Origin of the sequence: Bacillus sp. TSO22 (assembly GCF_020223595.1) — a bacterium.
Taxonomy (GTDB): Bacteria; Bacillota; Bacilli; order Bacillales; family Bacillaceae; genus Bacillus; species Bacillus inaquosorum.
Genome location: NZ_JAHAWO010000004.1, coordinates 588,968 through 611,495, shown reverse-complemented (window position 1 = coordinate 611,495; position 22,528 = coordinate 588,968). Strand labels below are relative to the sequence as shown.

The window sequence follows — 22,528 nt, the reverse complement described above, 5'->3', positions numbered from 1 at the left end:
TTCTGAAAACGAGAAAGGTATTTCTGCAACAAAAATAATGTTTTTCTAACTAAAGAAAGTCTTTTCTCTAGACACTTTAACATAGGAAAAATTTCTCGACAAGGGAAGATGATTACTGACATTTTTAAGCCGGCTTGCCGCAAACTATGTGTATTCAATATGAAAGGAGATTATTTTGTGAAAGTTTTGTTAACCGCTCTTCTTCTCCTTTTGTTTGCGCTTGAGCCTTATGCGTCTGGAAAAGAGCTTTCAGATCCAGTGCTGTCGAAACGGATGGAATTATATCATAAAGTCGAGGCTGTGACGCAGATTCCTTGGTATGCGCTCGCCGCTGTAGATCAATACGAGGAAAATGTGCGGAGCAACCGAAAAGATCTGCCTGACAAAGCGGGAATCATCAGCATCTATATACCGGATGAAATTTGGAGCGGGCCTGAAAACCCGAATCCTAAAGACGATGCGCCGTTAAGCATTAAAGTGTTTGACGGAATCGGAATGGATGGTGACGGAGACGGGAAAGCCGAGGTCAGCAATGATGAAGATATTTTGTATACGTTCAGCCAATACTTGCTGTCGTATGGCACAGATGAGGACAACATCCGCATTGGGCTTTGGGATTATTACCGGCGTGATCAGACAGTGGGGATCATATCTGAATTCATGAAGCTGTTTAAAGCCTACGGTCATATTGATCTAGGCGAGCATGCGTTTCCGCTTCCGATCAGAACCGATTACAGCTATCGCAGCACGTGGGGAGATGCCCGGGGCTTCGGGGGGAGACGGATTCATGAAGGCACGGATATCTTTGCCCATTACGGCCTTCCTGTCAGATCTACCTGTTACGGGGTAGTTGAAATGAAGGGCTGGAACCGCTTCGGAGGATGGAGAATCGGCATTAGAGACATTAACAATACGTATCATTATTTTGCCCATCTTAATGGGTTTGCCAAAGGGATTAAAACAGGACAAATTGTTGAGCCCGGCCAAGTGATCGGATCAGTCGGCAGCTCAGGATACGGCCCGCCGGGAACCGCTGGGAAATTCCCGCCGCATCTTCACTACGGCATGTACAAAGATAACGGAAAAACCGAATGGTCGTTTGATCCATACCCGCATTTGAGAGCGTGGGAGCGGTATGAATACAGAAAAAAGAAATAACAAAAAGCCGCCTCTTCGACAGGCGGCTATTTGCTGCTTTTTTCATTTTTCGATTCGGCACTGTCCTCTTCTTTGCTGCTTGGAAGCTGGACAGAAGGCGTGACACCCGAGGCGCCGCTTCCGTTATAAAACTGCGGCACTTCGCCCTGCACTGCTTTAATCGATACAGGCACATTATTTGTGACGACAGCAGTTTTACTTGCGAACGGAATAATGACCTTCACTTTAATTTCAACAAAGATGCTGATATCAATAAGTGCATTATTTATGCCATACGGCTTGATTTTGGTTTTGACGTCTGTAAAAGCGTCACCGATTAAATTGAACCGGACCGGGATTTTCGGGCCGAGGTTTCCGAGGAGGCTGTTGCCGGTTACCTGCCCCAGCGGAATGTTGATCATAATATTTTCACTGGCGCCGCTGTGTCCAGTGTGGGTTTCCATCTCTTTCAGATGAGCCTGAAGCTGCTTTGTCACTTTTGTTTTCACACTGTTTACAACCTGTGTATTAAAATCGATTGTCGTTAAGTTCCCGTTTTCATCAGAATTCATTTGAAACATATCTTTCATATTCTCACTGTCAGACATATAATCCTCAATCGAATCCTGGATCACCTCTGTCGCCACACGCTTCGTTTCCATCTCGCCGATGCTCATTAAAACAGGTTTAATCGAGCCATTGATCATCCAAAGGCTGACTGTTGTTGACAGAATAAAAAAGACAACTGACAAGAGCAGCACGTAACGGAAAGGCAAAGGTCCTCTCTTGCGAAAAGGGCCGCGATATCTTGGCAAGAAAATCCCCCCTTACATATCACAATGTATGCTTGTAAGAGGGGACATAGTAATAGCCGGGCCAAATTTTTATTTCACCATTTTTAAAAGCGCGTCTCTGCCGCTCATGCCGGCATGGATACCGAGATCTTCCGCGGCGTACGTGACGGATTCTAAAGGTGCGTCTAACAGCTGGTCAATTGTTCGTACACCAACTGCGCGCCCCGCCACAATGCCCCGCTCCTTTAATTTTTCATTCAGCAGCGCCACATCAAGCGCACCGCACATAATGTATCCGTGATCATTGGTGACGGCCATAAAATTTGTTTTTGGAAGCTTTACTGTTACAGCTGTAAAAGGCTGTCCTTCTATCATGATTGGTGTCAGATTTACCACGTCAACCACTCCCTTCAATCATCACTTTATGATGAAGGGCACAGCTTGTTGTGGGCTGACTCCCTTATTGCGCGAGCTTCCAAGCGAGCAGATCCCGCAAAAATTCAGGCATAAAATATTCTTTTTCTGCGGCGTCGCGGATGATCGGAAACATCCTGCCGAGCGTAAACATGTCGAGAACCGCAACGGAGTATTGTTTATGTTTTTCAATCTCTTCTCCGTTCAACGTGATCCGTGTGACATGCGTGATTCCGTCATCCAGGCGTTTCGTTTCTACATCAACACCCGCGTACACCATTTTTCCCATCACTTCTCCGCGAAAGCCGAGCCCTTTGATCCGGAGCTGCTCCATTTGTTCTGAAGCGGCATGGACAATGGTCTCTTTGAGTTCTTCTCCCGTCAGGCGGACAGCCACCGGGTTGATCGGGTGAGGACAGATGCGGTGCAGATCCAGCTTCGTCACTGGACCCGCTTTCAGCGGACCGAGAATGACACCGGAATTCACCATACTGATGTCCGTCCCGCACCATTCCTTTAACGCGTACGCCAGAAGCAAAGGCAGCTCTGATTCTTCAAACCACTTCACCTCAGCATCTTGTGCAAGCTCCGCAACGGCATCGGACAGCTTCTCCTCGGCTTCACGTTCTTTCTCATTAAGAAACGCTTTAGTTTCGGCGGATTCTCCTGGCCATTCCGCCATGTTCTGCACAGACGCTGTTTTGCTGATGATGCTTCGCTGTACACTGTCCACCGTGATTTCTACACAGCCGACATAATGCCCGTATTTCTCTGCGCTGGCAAGCAATACACCGTTTACTACTTGTCCATCTTCAAGCAAATGATGGGTGTGCGATTCGAGGATCACATCAATCTCAGGTACCGCTTCAGCCACTGCCTGATCATCAAGAATGCCTAAATGCGACAGCAAAACGATGATATCAGCCTGCCCTTTCACTTCCTGAATGGTTTCTTTTACGCTTTCAAGAGCATCAGTTACTGTCCATCCCAGCTTGTCATAAACGGGATAATAAGGCACAGTTACGCCTAAGAAAGCAATGGACATACCGTTTTTCAATGATTTGATATGGTAAGGAACCGCCCAGGACGGACGGTTTCCTGTTTTGTCATACAGATTGGAGACGATAACGGGAAATTCAGCATGATCATATAGTGCGGCTAGCTCTTCATGCGGAAGCGTAATCCCTTCGTTATTGCCGATCGCCGCTCCATCAATGTGAAGACGGTTTAAGAGATCGACATTCGCTTTTCCGAATGTCGCCTCTGTCACGAATTGAAAACGATCAAGATGATCGCCAATATCAAAAACGAGCGTCTCTTCGCTGTCTGACTGATGCTCTTTTCTTTTCTGCTCGATATAATCTACAATTTTCGGCCAGTTTTCAAAATGGCTGTGCAAATCATTTGTATGATATAAGCGGAGCTTCTCCTTCATATTATCTCTCCCTAATCGTTCAGCTGAAAATGCCTTCATAAATGAGCTGGCAGCCGATCAAGATCAGTACGATCCGCATGATCATAACGATCGTTTTCGTCTGCATTTTCCTATTGATGGCGGCGCCAAGCTTACCGCCGAACCAAGCGCCGGGCACCAGCGCTAGGGCATACAGCCAATTGACGTGCCCGGAAATAACATGTGAAACAGACCCTGTCATAGAGGACAGGAAAATAATAAACATGGACGTTGCCACCGCAACCTTTGGCGGGAACAGGAATAACAGCATCATCGCCGGAACCATCAGCGAACCGCCGCCTATTCCGAAAAGCCCACCTAAAAAGCCGACAACGAAGGCAATGGCAATGCCGATAGGCGCCTGATATGAGTACGTATAAGGCTCACCGGCATCATCCTGAAATGTCCGAATGATCCCTTTGTGCGCTTTGTTGATCGGCCGGGCTTTCGCTTTCAGCATTAAGGATAATGAAATAAGAATCATAAAAATGCCAAACCAAACAGAAAACGAGTTTGAATTGAACAGCTTTGACACGTAAGCCCCGATAATGCTGCCGGGACCTGAGCCAATAAAGAAAATGAGCCCGCTCTTATAATCAACGGTTTTATATTTAATATAAGCCAAAGTTGAAGAAAGACCCGTAAAAATAATGACTAAAAGCGAAGTTCCAATCGCGACCTGCGGCGTCACATCCTGAAACAGCGGCGTCACTGTGCTTAAAAACATCAGAGACGGCACGATGACAATTCCGCCGCCAAGCCCAATCAGACTTCCCACCGTACCTGCGATTAATCCCAATACGGCCAAAATCACAAACGACATCAATCAAAACCTCTTTTCTAAAATAAATCGAGCTGTCTCGGAGCAAGTCCGCTGTACTCGATATCAAGCAGTTCAAGCATCTGCTTGCCGTTATCCGCGGCGTCTCCGCCGGAATTGTTATTGAACAGGACAAAAACATCCTTACATTGCTGCTGCAATTCATCCAGGTGCTTTTTCCAATCCTCCAGCTCCTGTTGGTTGTAGCGGTATAAGTACCTGACCTCCCGCCAGTTTTTTCCGCCATCAGGCTTCATCCAGCCCTGCTTGTTGCGTCCGTGAAACCTGACGAGCGTTTTGTTTTCATCGGTGGCGCGCAAAACAGTCGGAACGCTGCCTTCTCCGATTTGCGGTTCATCACAAACACTGTGAATCCAGCCTTCCGCTTTCATAAATGAAAGTGTCTGCTCATAAAATGGCGGCGAGAACCAGGAGCGGTTTCTGAATTCAAGCGCACAAGGGATATCTCCCATTTGATGCTTGCACCACCTCAAATAGGCGACATTCTCCTTCTTGCAGTCAAACCACGGCGGAAATTGAAACAGCACCATGGCAAGCTTATTGCTATGTAAATATGGCGTTAAAGACACCTTAAACGCTTCAAACATCTCCTCTTTTGAGTCAAAGGGAATTTCGCCGCGCTGATGCCCCGTCATGCCCTGATACGCTTTCACGATAAATTGGAAGGTTTCCGGCGTTTCCTTCACCCACTTTTCATTATTGCGCGCCGGCTGAATCGCGTAAAAGCTCGCGTCTAATTCAACGATCGGAAAATGGGAGGAATAGGCCTGCAATTTTTTCTGGCTGGCCGTTTTCGGCGGATAGATGCTGTCATGATCCCCCCATCCCGTCAGTCCGATATAAATCACAATCATTCACCTCTCTCCCAGTTTATCACAGGTGTTTTCAGGTTTCCTCGGAAATGCTGTTCATATGGCGGGAAAATGCTGAACGGAGTTGCTGGTATTGTTCCTCATTCGTATCTAAAAACGCCTCTTCTCTTGAGGAAGGAATATGCTGATATTCAATAGGCGCCCGAAACTGTTCACTCGTAAAATCGTACATCACGCCATTGATGCTGTTATAAAAATGCCAGCTCTCACCGACTTTTGTTTTGAAAATGGCTCCGCCGAAATGATCCTGAATCACCAATGCCGTCACACCGCATTGGCCGCATGACGGGCATTCTTCCGTCCATTTAGAACTCGTATGGCGCGACCATGATTGCTTCAGTATGTATTTGACATGTTCCATTGCCTCCGCCTCCCTTTTAAAAAAGATACCACGTTGATTGAATTTTAAAAACAAGAACAGCGGAAATCAAAAAAACCCGGCGGTAAATACCGCCGGGTTTACGAAGGAACGACCAACGCTCCGTCAATTCCGCTGACTTTTTCCCCATCGCTGTACACGCACAGTCCTTTGCTGTAAGTGGCCGAAATGCGGCAGGGAAATGTATGGCCTTCGTAAATGCTATGCTTATGCTTTGCAAACATCGATTCTTTTGTAGCAGTGTACGGCTCCATGCTGACAAGCACAAAATCGGCATCACATCCCGCTTCAAGCCGTCCTTTTTGCTGAAGGCCGAATCGTTTTGCAGGGGCCGCCGCTGTCCATTCAGCGATGTTTTCAAACGGAATCTGATGCTCAAGCGCCAGTTCCAGCATTCCTAATAAAGTGAACTGCCCGCCGCTGATTCCGCCCCATGATAAAAACAGATTGTCCTCCCGCTTCAAGGACGGGCGGCAAGGGGAATGATCGGAGGAGACCATGTCAATGTGCCCCGCAATGAGCGCCTCGATCAACGCCTCCTTTGATCGAGGCGACCGGAGGGGAGGCGCGCATTTTGCGACAGAGCCCTTTTCTCGTAAATCGTCATGGCTGAACAAGACATAATGCGGGCATGTTTCGACCGAAACATCCAGCCCTTCCTGTTTCACATCTCTGATCAGCCGGACCGCTTTCACCGTGCTGATATGAACAAAATGGACCGGACAGCCTGTCACCTTCGCATACTGAATCGTGCGATACACCGCTTCAGCTTCGGCTTCCTCCGGGCGGGAGGCGGCGTACGCATCCGCATCCACTTTTCCTTTATTGGCCAAGACCATCTGCAAATAACTTGTGATTGCGTCGCTCTCGGCGTGAAGAGCGAGGATTTTTCCTGCAGCGGCGATTTCTGTCATGCCTTTGAGCAAGGTCCTTTCGTCAACGGAGCGGAACTCGTCTGTGCCTGATTTTGATAAAAACGCTTTAAACCCGATCGCTCCCGCTTCAGCCATTGGGCGGATGTCATCAATATGGCCGGGCACAAGGCCGCCCCATAGCGCAAAATCCACGACTGATTTTTGCCTGCCAAGTTCAGCTTTTGCGAGAAGATGTTCTGCCGTCACAGTTGATGGAATGCAATTGAGCGGCATATCAAAATAAGTGGTGCAGCCGCCTGCTGCCATCATCTGCGAACCTGTTTCAATCCCCTCCCAATCCTCTCTGCCCGGTTCATTGAAATGAACATGGCAGTCTATCGCACCAGGAAACACGTATTTTCCATCTGCCTGGATCATTGCTGCCCCGCCTGCTTCAATGTCTGAACCAATCTCGGCAATGACACCGTTTTGAACTGCAATATCAGCTTCTTTAACGCCATCTGGCGTAACTGCCTTCGCACCTTTTATCACCAAATCGTAAGCCATATTGATCCCTCCATGTAAGGATAACGATTTTTTAATGTCAGTTTATGTAACACAATCAGTTCTATTTTCAACAGTTTACTGCTACTATGATCGTATTACATCAGCAAAACCGCTAGAATTCCTATTGAAAATTATTCATCTTAACCAATGTTTTTTATAGAAAAGGAGAATGCTCTATGAATATTTTTGATGTGATGAAAATACCAGCTTATGAAAACGCCAATTTAATCGCGGGAAAAGCAGGAGGAGAAAGAGAGGTTCAGCATGTCAATATGATGGACGCTCCGGATATCGCAGACTTTCTGCATAAGAACGAATTGCTCGTCACTACCGCGTATCACCTGAAGGATACCCCCCACCAGTTATCTGAACTGATTCGGCAAATGGCAAAACGCGGCTGCGCGGGCCTCGGCATTAAAACAAAGCGTTATCTGGAGGATATCCCGAAAGAAATCATCGAACTGGCTGATTCATACGCGTTTCCGATCATCGAGCTCCCGGAACACATCCGCCTTGGCGATATTGTGAATGCAACACTCAGCCACATTCTCGATATGCGTTCTAACGAGCTGCAGCAAGCCATTTACGCGCACAAAAAATTCACAAACCACATTATGAGCGGCAAGGGGCTGCAATCTCTCCTCAAAAAGGTGTCAGACCTCCTTCAGCTTCCCGTGCTGCTTCTTGACCAGCATGCCAAAATGCTCTCTGCGTCCCATCAGATTTCAGTTGAGACCGAAAAGCTGAAAGGCACCCTGAATACCGTATCCGGGCCGTTTTTCACTTGTTTCTCTACGATCTCGGATCAAAAAACGTATTCTGTCCTTCCGATTTATAATCACGAAAAAAACTGCGGCTACCTGCTGATACCGGACATGGTGCAGGCCGGCGACAAAGGGTTGATTCTCACGATTGAACAAGCGGCCAACGTGATTTCCTTTGAACTGCTGAAGGAAAATGCGCTGAAGCAATTCAGCCGGCGGGCGCGCAATGAGTTTTTCAGCAATTTTATTGAGCGGTCATTTTCTTCAGATGATGAAATTAAAAACCGGGCGAAAGAATTCAAGCTGCGCTGGGATCAAAAATACATGTGCATTGCCGGAAAACTTGACCGTAATGACGAATCGATCAGCTTTACAGAAAATCAGCTCGCCTCCGACAGCGTATTCGAATTTCTTGAAGGCGAATTATCAGCCTTCCCGTTTCCGCCCCACCTCTTTATTAAAGGAAACGTCGGCATTATTCTGATCGAAGCAACAGACAGCTGGAGTGAAATGCACGCCTCGGTGATCAGCTTTTTAGAGCAGTTCCAATCACAGGTGAGAGCCCAATTTAAACGGACCGTCTCCTTTGGGATCAGCAATATATGCCAAAAGCTCATTGATGTTCCCGACGCGTTTACAGAGGCTTCTGATGCTCTGCAATCGGGGCATTTGTCAAGAAGCACGGAGTTTATTCAGGTGTATCACGCCAAAGATGTCCCTGAGCTTCTTCGCCTGCTCCCGGTTGAGGATTTGAAGAAATTTTACAACTCCACGCTTCAAAGCCTCGCTGAAAAACAGCAGGAGGATCAAAGCCTCCTTCATACACTGTCCGTCTATTTAGAGACACACTGCCAAATTTCCGAGACGGCAAAGCGTCTGTACGTTCATCGCAATACTGTCATCTACCGCCTTGAAAAATGCGAAGAGCTGCTGGGCAAAAGCTTAAAAGATCCTGAAACGACGATGCGTTTACGGCTTGCCTTACGGATGCAGCGGCTGATCAGCTAACGTTTGTCACATTCTCTTACAAACCGAATCGTTTTTCGTCACTTTCAGCAATAACACCTGTCTTTTTCGGCTACTGTATCCAATGACACCCGACAATCGGCACGCTATCATGTTACTAAAGTTCACATTTAAAAGGAGGGGCTATAGTGAAACAAAGATCGTTTGCGGTGTTTACTCTTGGCCTTCAGCATGTGCTGGCTATGTATGCAGGTGCGATTTTGGTGCCCCTGCTTGTCGGCAGGGCGCTGAATGTAACATCTGAACAGCTGTCTTACCTATTGGCGATTGACCTGTTAACGTGCGGCGTCGCGACGCTTTTGCAAACCTTGCGCGGAGCGTACATCGGCATCGGGCTTCCCGTCATGCTTGGCAGTTCATTTGTAGCCGTCACCCCGATGATTGCAATTGGCGCGAATTACGGCATTCACGCGATTTACGGTTCAATCATCGCGGCTGGTGTGTTTATCTTTTTGTTTGCGCGTTTTTTCGGCAAGCTGACCGTGTTATTCCCTCCTGTCGTAACAGGAACCGTTGTAACCTTGATCGGCCTTTCTCTTGTTCCGACAGGTGTGAAAAATATGGCTGGCGGCAGCGCCAATCCCGAATACGGTTCGCTCGAAAACCTTCTTCTCTCTGTCGGCGTCCTTATGCTGATCCTAGTCCTCAATCGCTTTCTCAAAGGGTTTGCCCGAACGCTGTCCGTTCTGATCGGAATCGCTGCCGGGACAGCGGCAGCAGCCATCATGGGCAAAGTCAGCTTTTCTGCTGTCGCCGAAGCCCCGTTCTTTCAAATTCCGAAGCCATTTTACTTCGGAGCCCCTTCATTTGAAATCGGCCCGATCTTAACGATGCTGATCGTTGGAATCGTCATTATTGTAGAATCAACCGGCGTTTTCTACGCGATCGGAAAGATATGCGGCAGACCTTTAACCGAAAAAGATCTTGTCAAAGGCTATCGGGCGGAGGGAATCGCCATTCTCATCGGCGGGCTCTTCAACGCCTTTCCCTACAACACCTTTGCGCAAAACGCCGGCTTATTGCAGCTGACGAAAGTGAAAACGAGAAATGTCGTCGTTACCGCAGGCTGTATCCTTGTCTGTCTCGGACTGATTCCGAAGATTGCCGCCCTTGCTTCAGCTGTTCCTGCAGCTGTTCTTGGAGGTGCGACCGTTGTCATGTTCGGCATGGTGATAGCGTCCGGCGTCAAAATGCTCAGCACAGCGGATCTCACAAATCAATATCACCTCCTGACCATCGCATGCTCAATCGCACTCGGCATCGGCGCCAGCACGGTGCCCGGGATTTTCGCTGAATTCCCCGCTCCAATCCGGATTCTGGTCAGTGACGGCACCATCACCGGAAGCCTGACCGCCATCTTTTTGAATCTATTTTTCAGCTTGCGCGGAAAAAAAGAAACAACAGCGCAGAAAACAGAACTTCCGGTATTAGACCATACACTTGCATTAGAAAAAGAGGTGTAAAAAGACATGAAGGAACAGTACAATTCCTTTCAGCTAATGATGCTCGGACTTCAGCATATGCTTGCCATGTATGCGGGAGCGATTCTCGTTCCGCTGATCGTCGGAGCGGCGATCGGGCTGAATGCAGGGCAGCTGACGTATTTAATTGCGATCGATTTGTTCATGTGCGGGACGGCGACTCTTTTGCAGCTGTGGAAAAACCGGTACTTCGGCATCGGCCTCCCCGTTGTGCTCGGATGTACGTTTACCGCAGTCGGCCCGATGATTTCCATTGGCAGCACATATGGTGTCTCAGCGATATATGGTGCCATTATCGCCGCAGGGCTGATTGTCGTCTTAGCTGCGGGCTTTTTCGGAAAGCTTGTCCGTTTTTTTCCGCCTGTCGTGACCGGCTCAGTCGTCATGATCATCGGCATCAGCCTGATTCCAACAGCAATGAATAACCTGGCCGGAGGTGAAGGAAGCAAAGACTTCGGCACACTGGACAACGTGCTCCTCGGGTTTGGGGTCACAGCTTTTATCTTATTGATGTTTTATTTCTTTAAAGGCTTTATCCGCTCCATTGCGATTTTGCTCGGCCTTGTCGCCGGAACGGCGGCCGCATTCTTCATGGGGAAAGTCGATTTTTCTGACGCCATAGAGGCATCCTGGCTTCATGTTCCGTCTTTGTTTTATTTCGGCCCGCCGACCTTCGAGCTGCCGGCTGTTGTCACGATGCTCCTCGTTGCCATTGTCAGCCTTGTTGAATCGACAGGTGTTTACTTTGCGCTCGCTGATATCACAAACCGCAGGCTGTCGGAGAAGGATCTGGAAAAGGGCTACCGGGCGGAAGGCCTTGCGATTGTGCTGGGCGGCTTATTTAACGCGTTTCCCTATACCGCCTTCTCGCAAAATGTCGGCATCGTTCAGCTTTCAAAAATGAAAAGTGTCAACGTCATCGCGATTACAGGAATCATGCTGATGGCGATCGGACTGGTTCCGAAAGCCGCAGCATTGACAACAGTGATTCCAAACCCAGTTCTCGGCGGCGCGATGATTGTCATGTTCGGCATGGTCATTTCTTACGGGATCAAAATGCTCTCCAGCGTTGACTTCGATTCGCAGGGCAATCTGCTGATCATCGCCTCTTCCGTCAGCTTAGGGCTCGGCGCCACAACAGTTCCCGCGTTGTTTTCGTCTCTTCCGGGCGCCGCCTCAGTCTTGGCAGGAAGCGGAATTGTGATCGGCAGTTTGACGGCAATTGCACTGCACGCTTTTTTTCAAACCAAACAGCCGGATGGCGCTGAAATGAAAACGTAAAGGAAGATGCCAATGTTCACAATGGATGACCTGAATCAAATGGACGCACAAACACTGACAGACACGCTTGGATCTATTTTTGAACACTCTTCATGGATTGCGGAGGAAGCCGCGGCATTGCGGCCGTTTTCTTCCCTTTCCGACCTTCACCACAAAATGGCGGGCATTGTAAAAGCCGCTGATCGCCAGACACAGCTTGATTTAATCAATAAGCACCCTCGTCTCGGAACAAAGAAAACGATGAGCGCTTCCTCGGTAAGAGAGCAGCAAAACGCGGGGCTCAGCACGCTTGAACAGCAGGAATACGAGGAATTTCTCAAGCTGAATGAACACTATTATAAACGCTTCGGCTTTCCTTTCATTTTAGCGGTAAAGGGAAAGACGAAGCAGGACATTCACCAAGCCCTGCTGGCAAGGCTGAAGAATGAACGGGAAGCGGAGTTCCAGCGGGCTCTAGAAGAAATTTACTGCATCGCCCGCTTTCGTCTGGCGGACATCATAACTGAAAAGGGAGAGACGCAAATGAATAGAACCATGTCTTACGGCAAAGGCAATGTATTTGCATACCGAACGTTTTTAAAGCCGCTCACAGGAGTGAAACAAATCCCAGAGTCAACTTTTACCGGGAGAGACAATACCGTTGTTGGCGTTGATGTGACATGTGAAATTGGCGGAGATGCCTTCTTGCCATCATTTACAGATGGAGATAATACACTCGTCGTAGCTACAGACTCAATGAAAAACTTTATTCAGCGCCATCTCGCTTCCTATGAAGGGACAACAGCCGAGGGATTCTTACACTATGTGGCTCACCGATTTTTAGATACCTATTCTCATATGGACACGATCACTCTGACCGGCGAAGACATTCCATTTGAGGCGATGCCTGCTTACGAAGAGCAAGAGCTCGGCACAAGTCAGGTCGTCTTCAGAAGATCGCGCAATGAACGCGCTCGGTCTGTTCTGAAAGCGAAACGAACCGGGGATACAATAACGATCAAAGAGCAATACAGCGAAATCATGGATCTTCAGCTCGTCAAGGTGAGCGGCAACTCCTTCGTCGGCTTTATCCGGGACGAATATACAACACTCCCGGAAGACGGCAATCGTCCGCTGTTTGTCCATTTAAACATCAGCTGGCATTATGAAAACACAAATGACGCATATGCTGCCGATCCCGCCCGCTATGTTGCGGCTGAACAAGTCCGAGACTTAGCGAGCACAGTTTTTCACGAGCTCGAAACCCCTTCAATCCAAAACTTAATCTATCATATCGGCTGCAGAATATTAATGAGATTTCCGCAGCTCACCGATGTCAGCTTCCAATCTCAAAATCACACATGGGATACGGTCGTCGAAGAGATCCCGGGCTCAAAAGGTAAAGTCTACACCGAACCGCGCCCGCCATTTGGTTTCCAGCGCTTTACCGTGACAAGAGAGGACGCCGAGAAAGAAAAACGGAAAACCGATGAAGCCTTAGGGAGCCTGAAGGCATAATGGGAAAGCTGACAACCCATATCTTGGATTTAACCTGCGGCAAACCCGCAGCGAACGTAAAAATTGAATTGAAGCGGCTGGGCGAAGGCAGCAGCCTTGTCAAAGAGGCATTCACCAACGATGACGGCCGAGTCGATGCTCCGCTGCTGGCTGGTGAAGAGCTGGTGTCCGGGGAATATGTGATGGAGTTCCATGCAGGAGACTATTTTGCGAGAAAAAAAGCGATGACGGCCGGCCAGCCGTTTTTAACCATTGTCACCGTCCGTTTTCAGCTTGCAGACCCAGATACTGATTATCATATCCCGCTTTTGCTGTCGCCGTTTGGTTATCAGATGTATAAGGGGAGTTAAGAAAAAGGAGGAAGCCCGCCGGTGAGGCGGGCTTAGATGATGTTCAGGGGTTAAGTTGGAACCTAAAAAACTTCTGGGTTAACTTTTTATATTCATCTAACATGATCTCCGAGTTTCAAAAAAGCATCATCCTAAAAGATGACACTTTTTATTAATATATAGATTTATCTAAAAAACTGAACTCCTCCCTGTGGGCCAGCTCCTAGTTGAGAAGCCGAAACTTGAGCGGAACCAGCAACACAATTACCGCCAACTCCTAAAGGAAAGACGATTGTAACAAGTTCTTGGCCAGCTTGAGTAAAACTGGATCTGTGTATAAACACCCTTGTGCCTGCAGCCAGCACTTGACCATTAGGCAAAGTTAGATTACCTGGAATCGATATAAACGTACCGACCAAACCTTCAAAAGCACGACTTTCACCCGTATATGGGTAATAATAATTTGGATACATAAAAAATTACCTCTTTCTTATAATGAATTCGCCTTTCTCTTACTTTATATTCCATTTATTGCAATTGTGTGAAAATAACTTTTTTAAAAACTTTCTCCCGAAACCCCCGCCTATAGGTGTCATGTTTCGTCCCATAATTTCTTCCCAATCATACTCGTAGAGGCAGGGATAGCCTAGGGTAATAACATTGAAGGAAATAAAGTCGCTGGCTCGAAATCCTGCAGCAAGACACCTTATTCATGGAACATGACCAAAAGAGCAGGGATAAACTCCGCTCCGCCTTTCAGCTTCCGCCGCTCCCGAAGACCAAATATCGTCCATGAAATTAAATAAGATTGATTTCCTTTTGGAGCTGCACCGCCTCTATTTTCCCTTTAGCGTTTTGGTTGCCCGACCGAATCCTTTCTCTCTTTTGTTCCCCTTATTTCCTTTTGCGTTTTATTCCTTTTAGATGCACCAACGGGTTAGTAACGTTACTTTTCAGATTCTGTTCCATTTATCTTGATTTTGTTTTTTAATAGTTTTTAATTATGCATTTCTATTAGCCTTTAGACAAAATATTCATTTTTTCTTATTTAGACTTAAATCTATGTCGAAAATTATCGTTTGCCATATCCTATACTATCCTCACTAAAGGAGGTGGCAATATGGGTTATTCAAATGGTTATGGTAGCTCCTTCGCTTTGATCGTGGTGCTATTCATTTTGTTAATCATTGTTGGTACTTCTTTCTTTGGTGGTTATTAATTTTTACTCTTGCCTAACCTCCGCCGTAGTAGCACCTCCTAGTTCGGCTGACGCCATAAGAAGTTTTTATGGCGTTATGCTCGTGATTAACTAATCATATCTGACATAGTTTTTGAACCAGGGATATATAAACATCGTATTCGATTCAATCGTTTCTGTTGAGCTGAAGACATAAAAAAAGACCCTCCGTATAGAGGGGTTATAGGAGTAATCGTTCTTCAGATTTGAAGACGATCTGAAGCAATATGAAATGCGTTTTGAGTTTGGTTTTCTGTTAAGTTTGTTCCGAAACCACATACTAAAACGACCGACAAACCCAGAATAAGACATACCTTCTTCTTAAAATTCATACACGCATTCTTCCCTTTGAATTTGTCAAAAATCTAAATACGTTTGGATACTTAGAATAAAAGGGAGCTATGCTCCCTTTTATTCATTCTATTACAGAATTTTCCAATGTGTATGAGCCACCAGTTTTTGCAGTGCTATATCCAGCAACCCTTATACTATAAGTATAGCTTTTACTGACTGCAATAGTGTGCTTCGATAATTCTGAGGAATCATAAGAATTCACAAGAGTTACTTTTCCAGTGTTTATATCTTCTTTGTAAATACTAACTTTTAACGGGGTTGTGTTACTACTTTTGGACAAATAAAATTTTACTTTTGTAGCTGATCCCGGATGGAATTGCCACTCATCTCCTTCTTTAGCAGCAGCGGCATCAGCAAAAGATCCACTTACTTTGTCATTAAGAGGAAGTATACCTTTAAATTCATAGGCTGATGCACTTCCCATAGCAGTAAAGATTAACATCAAAACAAAACACATTGATACTAACGACTTTTTCATATTAAATCTCCTCCTTAAAATTAAAGTCTTTGTATTATTACTCGTCCTAATTTACAAATCCTCCCACAAGATAATAATTTCATATTTTTGACACAAAAGGGAAACTAAAGATATCGATCATGATTATTTTACAGTGTAATCCTGTATTAATGAGCTTTCTTCCCATTTATTGTTTACTTTCCATTTGCGAACAGTGCTGCTTGTTACGCCTAATTCTTCGGAAGTGTCTTTTAACTTCTCGGTTCCTCCCGCTCTCTTCCCACAAACTGAAGGCTTCGTCTCTGCGTGGATCTCCCGGTCTTGTCACATGTCACCACCCATATTTGAGTTTGTTTTAATAGTTTTTGACTATGCATTTTCTATTAAGACTTTAAACAAAATATTCATTTTTTCTTATTTAGACTTCAATCTATGTCGAAAATTATCCATTGCCATATCTTATACTATCCTCATTAAAGGAGGTGGCAATATGGGTTACTCAAATGGATATGGCAGCTCCTTCGCTTTGATCGTGGTGCTATTCATTCTATTAATCATTGTTGGAGCATCTTTCTTTGGAGGCTATCCAGAAGGCGTTCCAATTTAGTATGTTATAAGCACCTCCCTGTTCGGGCTAGACGCCATAAGAAATTTTTATGGCGTTTTGCTATGTGATTTGCTGACAAAGTTTCTGAACTAAGGAAATATAAACATCGTTTTTGAGACATAAAAAAAGATCCTCCGCTTTAGAAGGTTTTGAAGACAATTTGAACCAATATGAAAAGTATATTGTGTTTGGTTTTCTGTTAAGTTGGTTCACAAACCACATTCTAAACAAATGATATACATAAGATGCTTCGTAAGCAGCTGTGGTCTCACAGGCAATGTCTTCAACATACGAATAGTTCTTATTCTCTTCTAGGTTTTATTCACTCAAAAACAAAAAAAGAACAGGTTTACCCCTGCCCTTTTTTCCTTTTCACATCATCTAATCTTAGAACCACAATACTTAATAAAATCAAACCAATAAACGTACCGTACTTTCCTGTGTCTAAATGTGTGAGTGGAGCTATAAAATATTCAATTATGAATATGATTATAGCAATTGAAACTAATATACGATTCATTTAGTAATTAACACCTCGTTTATGCATTTCTCCAAGGCATATTAATGGTTGACGCAATTAACTAATGATAGTTTACTCGTCCACAATGCTTCAGCAAGGGCACCAGCGATGGATCATCCGGCTGCTCTTTCATTATATTATAATTTCGAAAACTAATAAGCCCGCTTTTAAAAACCGGACTCCCTTTTTCCATCGTTCAGCTCTTTTCTAATCCTGCATGCAGACCGCATAATCCCTCCATACCCGGTACACCGGCACAAATTCCCCGCCAGCCCTTCTTCTATGTCTTCATCAGACAGATGCGTTTTTTCCTCAAAGAGTGCTTTAAGCGCAATTATCATTCCTGGGGTGCAGTAGCCGCATTGAAAGCCGCCTTCTTCCAGGAAAGCAGTTTGGCAGATATCCAGTTCTTCTTTTTGAATTCCCTCGATGGTTGTAATGCAATGGCCGTCCACTTGATAAGCCATGGTCATACACGCATTGGCCAGCTTTCCGTCAATTAAAATAGAACATACTCCGCAACGGCCGATTCCGCAGGACACCTTTGTCCCGGTAAGTTGAAATTCTGTTCGCAGCAGGTCAATCAGACGTGCCGTGGGAACGGCTGAAACCTCCCGCTCCTGCCCATTCACAGTCATTCGGAATTTTTCCTTTTTTACAGGAAATGGCCCGGCTTCTTTTACGTCCATTGCTTCAGCCCCTTTCTGTCTATCGCGTTCAGAAGCTCTTCTCTTGAAATTGGCAGTTTATTTATCCAGCAGCCGAGCGCATCATGTACAGCCTTTACAATCGCCGGGGTGATGGCGATCGTTCCGATTTCGCCAACACCTCGCGGGCCGTAGAAATCCCCTTCCAACAGCTCTTCTATCGCGGTCAGCTTCATATCGGGAACATCCTTCACACCGGGAATGACATACTGGTCGAGATTTTCCGCCGCGTAACGGCTGTCCGTCATTTTAGCTTCCTCCATTAGCGTATAGCCGAGTGCCATGGCAGCGCCGCCTTCAATTTGCCCCCGATAGCCCTGCGGACTGACAACCGGGCCTGCCGCAATGGCGTGCTCACAATCTATCACTCTGACATCGCCTGTTAATAGATCAACCTCCACCTCAACAGCAGCCGCTCCAAATGAGTAGAGAAAATGGCCGCCGACTACAGGATCAGGTGTTGTCGGAAAGTCGAATGCCGTTTCCGCTGCCAAAGGGCCTTTTTCAGCCAGCTCTCTATACGTCACCACGAGTTCCTTTGTGTTTTGATCACGCAAGCCCACTGCACCGAAAATAAGGTTTTCCGCTGAACAGCCGCTCCATTCTGCCGCCCGTTTTTTTAGTTGAGATAGAAACGGCTTCTTCAAACGCTGGATCGCGTGCCACACCATGCTTGTGCCGCGGGATGCTGTGGAGGAGCCTGACTTCGGCACTTTTGCGGTATCCCCAATGACAATGGATATATCCTCTGCCGCACAGCCCAGCTCATCCATGACAATATGTTCAATCGCCGCTAGAATCCCTTGTCCGCATTCTTCAAATCCGAACGAAGCTGTGATTTTGCCATCACTCGAAAGGGACAAACGGCCTCCTGCCGCATCCATTCGGCCATACCCCAGCCCGCCGCCGTGCATCGTAATTGCCGCTCCCGTGCCTCTCCGTATATACCCGGAGTTCTGGCGTTTTCTTGTGAGAATGGGAGATTCAGAAATGGCATTCAACACCTGCGCCGCTCCGTCAGTCGGTGCAATCCGATGCTCAAGCGGCCCCAAGTCATGCGGTTGTCTGATATTTTTTCTTCTCAGCTCCAACGGATCGATGCCGAGCATATCACTGAGACGATCAAGATGGGTTTCGAGTGCAAATGTGATTTGATTGCCGCCAAAGCCCCGGAATTCTCCCGCAACCCCGTTGTTCGTAAACACAGAGACCCCTTCCGTCCGGATATTTGGAATACGGTACGGACCCGCAGCATGCTCGACAGAAAAATCAAGAACAGCCGGTCCGAGCGTAGCATATGCCCCTGTGTCCGCCACAATTTTCACGTCATGGGCCAATAGATTTCCTGCATGATCCGCACCCGTTTTTATCGTAATCTTCATCGGATGGCGCTTAATGCCAGAGCGTACAGATTCCTTTCTGGTCTGATGAATTTTGACAGGAAGTCCGCTTTTCAAGGCCAAAAGCGCGGCATACGGCTGGATATTCAGCTCATCCTTTCCGCCGAACGAGCCGCCCATCGGACTCGACACAACCCTGATCTTCTCTTCAGGAATGTCAAACATACGGGAAAGCTGGAAACGGTCTTTATAGCCGTGCTGTGTTCCTGCATACATCGTAAAGCCCCCATCGTCTTCCGGAACAGCTACGCCTCCTTCTGTTTCCATATACGTATGCATCTGACGCGGCAGCCCGTAGGTTTCTTCGAGGACTATGTCACATGCTCGAAACCCTTCTTCCACATCGCCGTGTGAAAAAAACGCACGGTGAAGGATGTTCCCGTCCTCGTGCAGTCTATGCGCGTCAGGCCGAAGCGCTTTTTCCGGTGAATCAATGACCTCCAGCTCTTTATATTCAACGCGAATCAACTCCAGCGCCGCTTCCGCGATTTCCTCCGTTTCCGCAGCAACTGCGGCGATCGCATCCCCGACATACCGCACCCTGTCCTCACATAAAACCGGCTGATCAGGGATGACAATGCCAAATCGGTTTAAACCGGGAACGTCTTTATGAGTAACGACTGCCCGCACACCTTCCATTTCTTCCGCTTTCATGGTGCAAATCGACACGATCTCCGCATGAGGATAAGCGCTTCTCAGCACTTTGCCATACAGCATTCCGGGAAAGCTGAGATCGGTCATATATTTCAGTTCCCCTGTGACCTTTCTTCTTCCATCCGGCCTCACTCTTGACGGTTTGTTGACGATCATTTATTCCCCTCCCTCAGCCATCAGCTCTGCCATAATGACGTTGGCCGCGGCTTTTTTTCTGTATGGCGCTGACATAAAAGCATCTCCGGAAAACGGCAGCTCATTGATAAGCGTTTCGTACAGCTCGTGAGTATCCCACCCTGACGCCATCCACTTCGCTTCGCTTTCCACTAATCTTTCCGGTGTGATATCAGCATGGCCAGCGGCGAGGCGAATGCCGCCGTCTTTTAAAAAACGTCCAGCTGCAACAGCAACAGCTCCTGTAAAAGCCTGGCGCCTCCCAAGCTTGCGGTAAAACACACGCTCTTCCTTTGCATGCGGAATGTTGACACGCGTGACGATGGCATTTCCAAAGTCTTCATCTATGAGCCAATCGCCAAGCTGCAGCCTGATCAGCTCCTTTTGATATACGATAAGCTCAGCATCTAGCACAAGCAGGAGGGGAATCAAATCCCCGATTTTACTCGCTATGTTGCCGCCAATCGTGGCCCGGCTGCGAATTCCGGGTGCGGCGACAGCGGAAGCAGCGTCGCTGAAACAACCGAGCGCACTCTTAATCAAAGGGTTCTTTCTGCATTCACTCAGCGTTGTGAGTGCCCCGATCGAGAGGTGGGTGTCACTGGCGCTGATCCCTCTCATCTCTTCAATTCCTTCAAGACTGATGAGATGCTGTTTCGGAAGAATCCCTTTGTCCCACTGAAGCTGAAGCAGCGTGCTTCCCGATGCGGCACACACATCCGGGGAATGCTGCTCCAAAAGCGCATAGGCCTCATCAAGCGCTGCCGGCCTCCATAATTGAATATTCATCCTTGCTTTTGTCACTTGGCCGTTCAAACCATCGCCCTCCTTACCATGTCGTATTCCTCCGGTGTATCAATATCTTTCAACTCCGCGCTTTCCTTCGCCTCCAAAACCGCTCCTGTTCCAAGCTGTCCGCTTTTCAGGAGCCTGCGAGCCCCCTCATCTCCCTTTAACTCCTTTACATAAGGAAAACAAGCCGATGAGAAATAGATTGGCGGGGTGAACGCGCCTAAAAATGATGACACGGCAAATGACTCAGGAGCGATTGCCACAAGGGCATTGAGATGATTGACGGAAAGCTGCGGCTGGTCGGCTAACAAAATGACAACGCCTTCAGCTCCCATGCTTTCTGCTTTTCTCACCCCGCTGCTGACTGAATGTCCTTGACCCTTTTCTGCGTCTTGACAAACGTGCAGGGTCCAGCGTTTTCGAAAAGGCGGAGCGTGATAAGGCGCTCCCATCCACTCAAGGGAAGCATGTTCTGTTCTCTCGACGATCAGCACATGATCTAGGCGGGACAGAAGAGCTGTTTTCAAAGAAAGCGATCCGATGGTTTCTCCTTTTAGCGGCAAAGCCAGCTTGTTTTGGCCCATTCTTTTGCTTTTGCCGGCAGCAAGAAACACTCCGATAATATAGGGGCTTCTCATACAACCGCTAGCCGTTTTCTTATTTGAATGATTTCCGCGACAACGCTGACGGCAATTTCCTCGGGGCCTTCCGCACCGATTTTCAGCCCGACCGGACTGTAAAAGTGAGCCGGCGGCTGTTTTCCGTTCAGAAGCCGTTTGGTACGGTTTGCCGAACCCAACAATCCGATATAATGAAGATGTTGAGAAAATAAGCAGTCGACGATCGCTTGATCATGCTGAAAATGGTGGGTTGCCACAACAGCTGCATCCTGCGGAAAAAACTGAAATTCATTGAGCATTTGTTCCGGAAAAGCGGTGATCAGCTGATCCGCTTTTGGAAAAAGGGAGGATGTGCAATAAGCGGGACGCCAATCTGTCACGATAACAGAAAACCCTGTATCAGCCGCCAAATTGGCGAGCGGCACAATATCCGGTCCCGCTCCGAACAGAATGAGACGCGGCTTCGGTACAATTCGCTGAATAAACATGTTGGTTGATGGATCAAAATACGGTAAATGAAGCGTAGAAGCGATACGTTGAATATCCTGCAGAGGCGCGTCCGGCCAGTTCCCAAAACACCCTTTCTCGGACAGAAATAAATAACGGGAGGATTTAATCTGTTTAACGGCTGTTACAGCTTTGCCTGAATGAAGGCAGTCCCTCACGATTTCATAGTGCCGTCTTCTTTCCTGAGTGATTCGCTCCGCATGAATATGAATCATGCCGTTGCACCCGGCCCCCATGCCCCAGGAAAGATCGTCCTCCGCCCGCATGTCATAGGAAATCAGCGCTGACGTCAGCTGATCGGCCATCTCACTAATTCTTTGGAATAAATCTTCTTCCACACATCCGCCGCTCAGCAAGCCGACCCGTTCGCCATTTTTCTTAAAGAGCATAGAGGCGCCTGCTTTTCGATACGCGGAGCCCTCAACTTGAACAATTGTCGCCAGCACAGCCTCATCCTGATCTTTCAGGAGCGCATCTAATATCATGTGCAAATTTCCCAATGCTGCATCCTCCTCTCAAAAATCGCTGTAAGAAACCACTAGTTCAGCGTGGTTTTATAGGTAACTTGTATAAAGAATAGATGATGGAAGGAAAAATGACTCATACTTCGTCAGAAAATGCAACATAGAGAAAGAGGATTTGTAAAAAGAGTCAAACGAAGAAAAACAGATTGGAGAAAAAGCGAAATCGTATAACTAAAACAGCTTGCGGAGTTCCCGCAAGCTTAGATTGTTGACAAAATCCTAAAACGGTTTATAGTTTTAGGATTTTGTCATCTTTTCAGCGTGATTGAAAACCCTTGAAGTCTAG

General features: G+C 47.1%; 22 protein-coding genes and 2 pseudogenes. 9 read left to right on the top strand and 15 right to left on the bottom strand.

Annotation, left to right across the window (positions count from 1 at the left end; all coding sequences use genetic code 11):
* Positions 1-177: 177 nt before the first annotated feature.
* A complete protein-coding gene (gene lytH / locus KHQ79_RS08055) occupies positions 178-1,158 on the top strand; it encodes an L-Ala--D-Glu endopeptidase (protein WP_019259376.1) in 981 nt (326 codons plus the stop codon).
* Positions 1,159-1,184: 26 nt separating this feature from the next.
* On the opposite strand, the gene yunB is transcribed toward lytH, so the two are convergent.
* The 7 genes from yunB to KHQ79_RS08020 all read right to left on the bottom strand — a co-directional run bounded on the left by yunB (position 1,185) and on the right by KHQ79_RS08020 (position 7,311).
* On the bottom strand, positions 1,185-1,952 hold the full coding sequence (gene yunB / locus KHQ79_RS08050) for a sporulation protein YunB (RefSeq protein ID WP_019259377.1): 768 nt from the start codon (positions 1,950-1,952) through the stop codon (positions 1,185-1,187).
* A gap of 69 nt (positions 1,953-2,021) precedes the next feature.
* Positions 2,022-2,327 carry a YunC family protein gene (locus KHQ79_RS08045; RefSeq protein ID WP_225514744.1) on the bottom strand — a complete coding sequence of 102 codons (306 nt, stop codon included), beginning with the start codon at positions 2,325-2,327 and terminating at the stop codon, positions 2,022-2,024.
* 64 nt (positions 2,328-2,391) lie between these two features.
* Positions 2,392-3,780: a bifunctional metallophosphatase/5'-nucleotidase gene (locus KHQ79_RS08040; protein WP_225514743.1), complete on the bottom strand. Its 1,389-nt coding sequence runs from the start codon at positions 3,778-3,780 to the stop codon at positions 2,392-2,394.
* Between the two features lie 19 nt (positions 3,781-3,799).
* The gene (locus tag KHQ79_RS08035) at positions 3,800-4,621 is read right to left on the bottom strand and encodes a sulfite exporter TauE/SafE family protein (protein ID WP_003240931.1); all 822 of its coding nucleotides are present in this window, start codon (positions 4,619-4,621) and stop codon (positions 3,800-3,802) included.
* Between the two features lie 17 nt (positions 4,622-4,638).
* The gene (locus KHQ79_RS08030) at positions 4,639-5,487 is read right to left on the bottom strand and encodes a DUF72 domain-containing protein (protein WP_029316899.1); all 849 of its coding nucleotides are present in this window, start codon (positions 5,485-5,487) and stop codon (positions 4,639-4,641) included.
* Between the two features lie 37 nt (positions 5,488-5,524).
* Complete coding sequence (locus tag KHQ79_RS08025; RefSeq protein ID WP_225514741.1) at positions 5,525-5,872, bottom strand: YunG family protein; 348 nt, start codon at positions 5,870-5,872, stop codon at positions 5,525-5,527.
* Between the two features lie 98 nt (positions 5,873-5,970).
* On the bottom strand, positions 5,971-7,311 hold the full coding sequence (locus KHQ79_RS08020) for an allantoinase (protein WP_225514739.1): 1,341 nt from the start codon (positions 7,309-7,311) through the stop codon (positions 5,971-5,973).
* Positions 7,312-7,487: 176 nt separating this feature from the next.
* Between KHQ79_RS08020 and pucR the strand changes: the two genes are divergently transcribed.
* The 5 genes from pucR (at position 7,488) to uraH (ending at position 13,710) form a co-directional block, all read left to right on the top strand.
* The gene (gene pucR / locus KHQ79_RS08015) at positions 7,488-9,083 is read left to right on the top strand and encodes a purine catabolism transcriptional regulator PucR (protein WP_060399419.1); all 1,596 of its coding nucleotides are present in this window, start codon (positions 7,488-7,490) and stop codon (positions 9,081-9,083) included.
* Between the two features lie 146 nt (positions 9,084-9,229).
* Complete coding sequence (gene pucJ / locus KHQ79_RS08010; protein WP_225514737.1) at positions 9,230-10,564, top strand: uric acid permease PucJ; 1,335 nt, start codon at positions 9,230-9,232, stop codon at positions 10,562-10,564.
* A 6-nt stretch (positions 10,565-10,570) separates the two neighbouring features.
* Complete coding sequence (gene pucK / locus KHQ79_RS08005; RefSeq protein WP_225514735.1) at positions 10,571-11,863, top strand: uric acid permease PucK; 1,293 nt, start codon at positions 10,571-10,573, stop codon at positions 11,861-11,863.
* A 12-nt stretch (positions 11,864-11,875) separates the two neighbouring features.
* Entirely contained in the window at positions 11,876-13,360 is a 1,485-nt protein-coding gene (gene pucL, locus KHQ79_RS08000) for a factor-independent urate hydroxylase (protein WP_225514733.1), read from the top strand.
* Positions 13,360-13,710 carry a hydroxyisourate hydrolase gene (gene uraH / locus KHQ79_RS07995; RefSeq protein WP_225514731.1) on the top strand — a complete coding sequence of 117 codons (351 nt, stop codon included), beginning with the start codon at positions 13,360-13,362 and terminating at the stop codon, positions 13,708-13,710. Before pucL ends, uraH begins: the two co-directional genes overlap by 1 nt.
* A gap of 164 nt (positions 13,711-13,874) precedes the next feature.
* Here uraH and KHQ79_RS07990 read toward each other — a convergent pair whose 3' ends face one another.
* A complete protein-coding gene (locus KHQ79_RS07990; protein ID WP_019259389.1) occupies positions 13,875-14,162 on the bottom strand; it encodes a hypothetical protein in 288 nt (95 codons plus the stop codon).
* 193 nt (positions 14,163-14,355) lie between these two features.
* Here KHQ79_RS07990 and KHQ79_RS22375 point away from each other — a divergent pair.
* Positions 14,356-14,461: pseudogene (locus tag KHQ79_RS22375) on the top strand (hypothetical protein); the annotation flags it as partial.
* A gap of 348 nt (positions 14,462-14,809) precedes the next feature.
* Entirely contained in the window at positions 14,810-14,908 is a 99-nt protein-coding gene (locus tag KHQ79_RS07985; RefSeq protein WP_032732263.1) for a YjcZ family sporulation protein, read from the top strand.
* A gap of 433 nt (positions 14,909-15,341) precedes the next feature.
* Here KHQ79_RS07985 and KHQ79_RS07980 read toward each other — a convergent pair whose 3' ends face one another.
* Together KHQ79_RS07980 and KHQ79_RS22315 are read right to left on the bottom strand one after the other, a co-directional pair.
* The gene (locus tag KHQ79_RS07980) at positions 15,342-15,758 is read right to left on the bottom strand and encodes a hypothetical protein (RefSeq protein ID WP_060399424.1); all 417 of its coding nucleotides are present in this window, start codon (positions 15,756-15,758) and stop codon (positions 15,342-15,344) included.
* 156 nt (positions 15,759-15,914) lie between these two features.
* A pseudogene (locus KHQ79_RS22315) lies at positions 15,915-16,065 on the bottom strand (phage terminase small subunit-related protein); the annotation flags it as partial.
* A gap of 162 nt (positions 16,066-16,227) precedes the next feature.
* On the opposite strand from KHQ79_RS22315, the gene KHQ79_RS07970 reads away from it, so the two are divergent.
* A complete protein-coding gene (locus KHQ79_RS07970) occupies positions 16,228-16,344 on the top strand; it encodes a YjcZ family sporulation protein (protein ID WP_003240909.1) in 117 nt (38 codons plus the stop codon).
* Positions 16,345-17,031: 687 nt separating this feature from the next.
* Here KHQ79_RS07970 and pucE read toward each other — a convergent pair.
* From pucE to KHQ79_RS07945, 5 genes are read right to left on the bottom strand one after another with little or no spacing between them, the layout of a single operon-like run.
* Entirely contained in the window at positions 17,032-17,553 is a 522-nt protein-coding gene (gene pucE, locus KHQ79_RS07965; protein WP_225514729.1) for a xanthine dehydrogenase subunit E, read from the bottom strand.
* A complete protein-coding gene (gene pucD, locus KHQ79_RS07960; RefSeq protein WP_225514727.1) occupies positions 17,544-19,781 on the bottom strand; it encodes a xanthine dehydrogenase subunit D in 2,238 nt (745 codons plus the stop codon). The genes pucE and pucD overlap by 10 nt, the downstream gene beginning before the upstream one ends.
* The gene (gene pucC, locus KHQ79_RS07955) at positions 19,782-20,615 is read right to left on the bottom strand and encodes a xanthine dehydrogenase subunit C (RefSeq protein ID WP_225514725.1); all 834 of its coding nucleotides are present in this window, start codon (positions 20,613-20,615) and stop codon (positions 19,782-19,784) included.
* Positions 20,612-21,229: a xanthine dehydrogenase accessory protein PucB gene (pucB, locus tag KHQ79_RS07950; protein WP_088112129.1), complete on the bottom strand. Its 618-nt coding sequence runs from the start codon at positions 21,227-21,229 to the stop codon at positions 20,612-20,614. Before pucB ends, pucC begins: the two co-directional genes overlap by 4 nt.
* Positions 21,226-22,218: an XdhC family protein gene (locus tag KHQ79_RS07945; RefSeq protein WP_225514724.1), complete on the bottom strand. Its 993-nt coding sequence runs from the start codon at positions 22,216-22,218 to the stop codon at positions 21,226-21,228. Before KHQ79_RS07945 ends, pucB begins: the two co-directional genes overlap by 4 nt.
* Positions 22,219-22,528 lie beyond the last annotated feature (310 nt).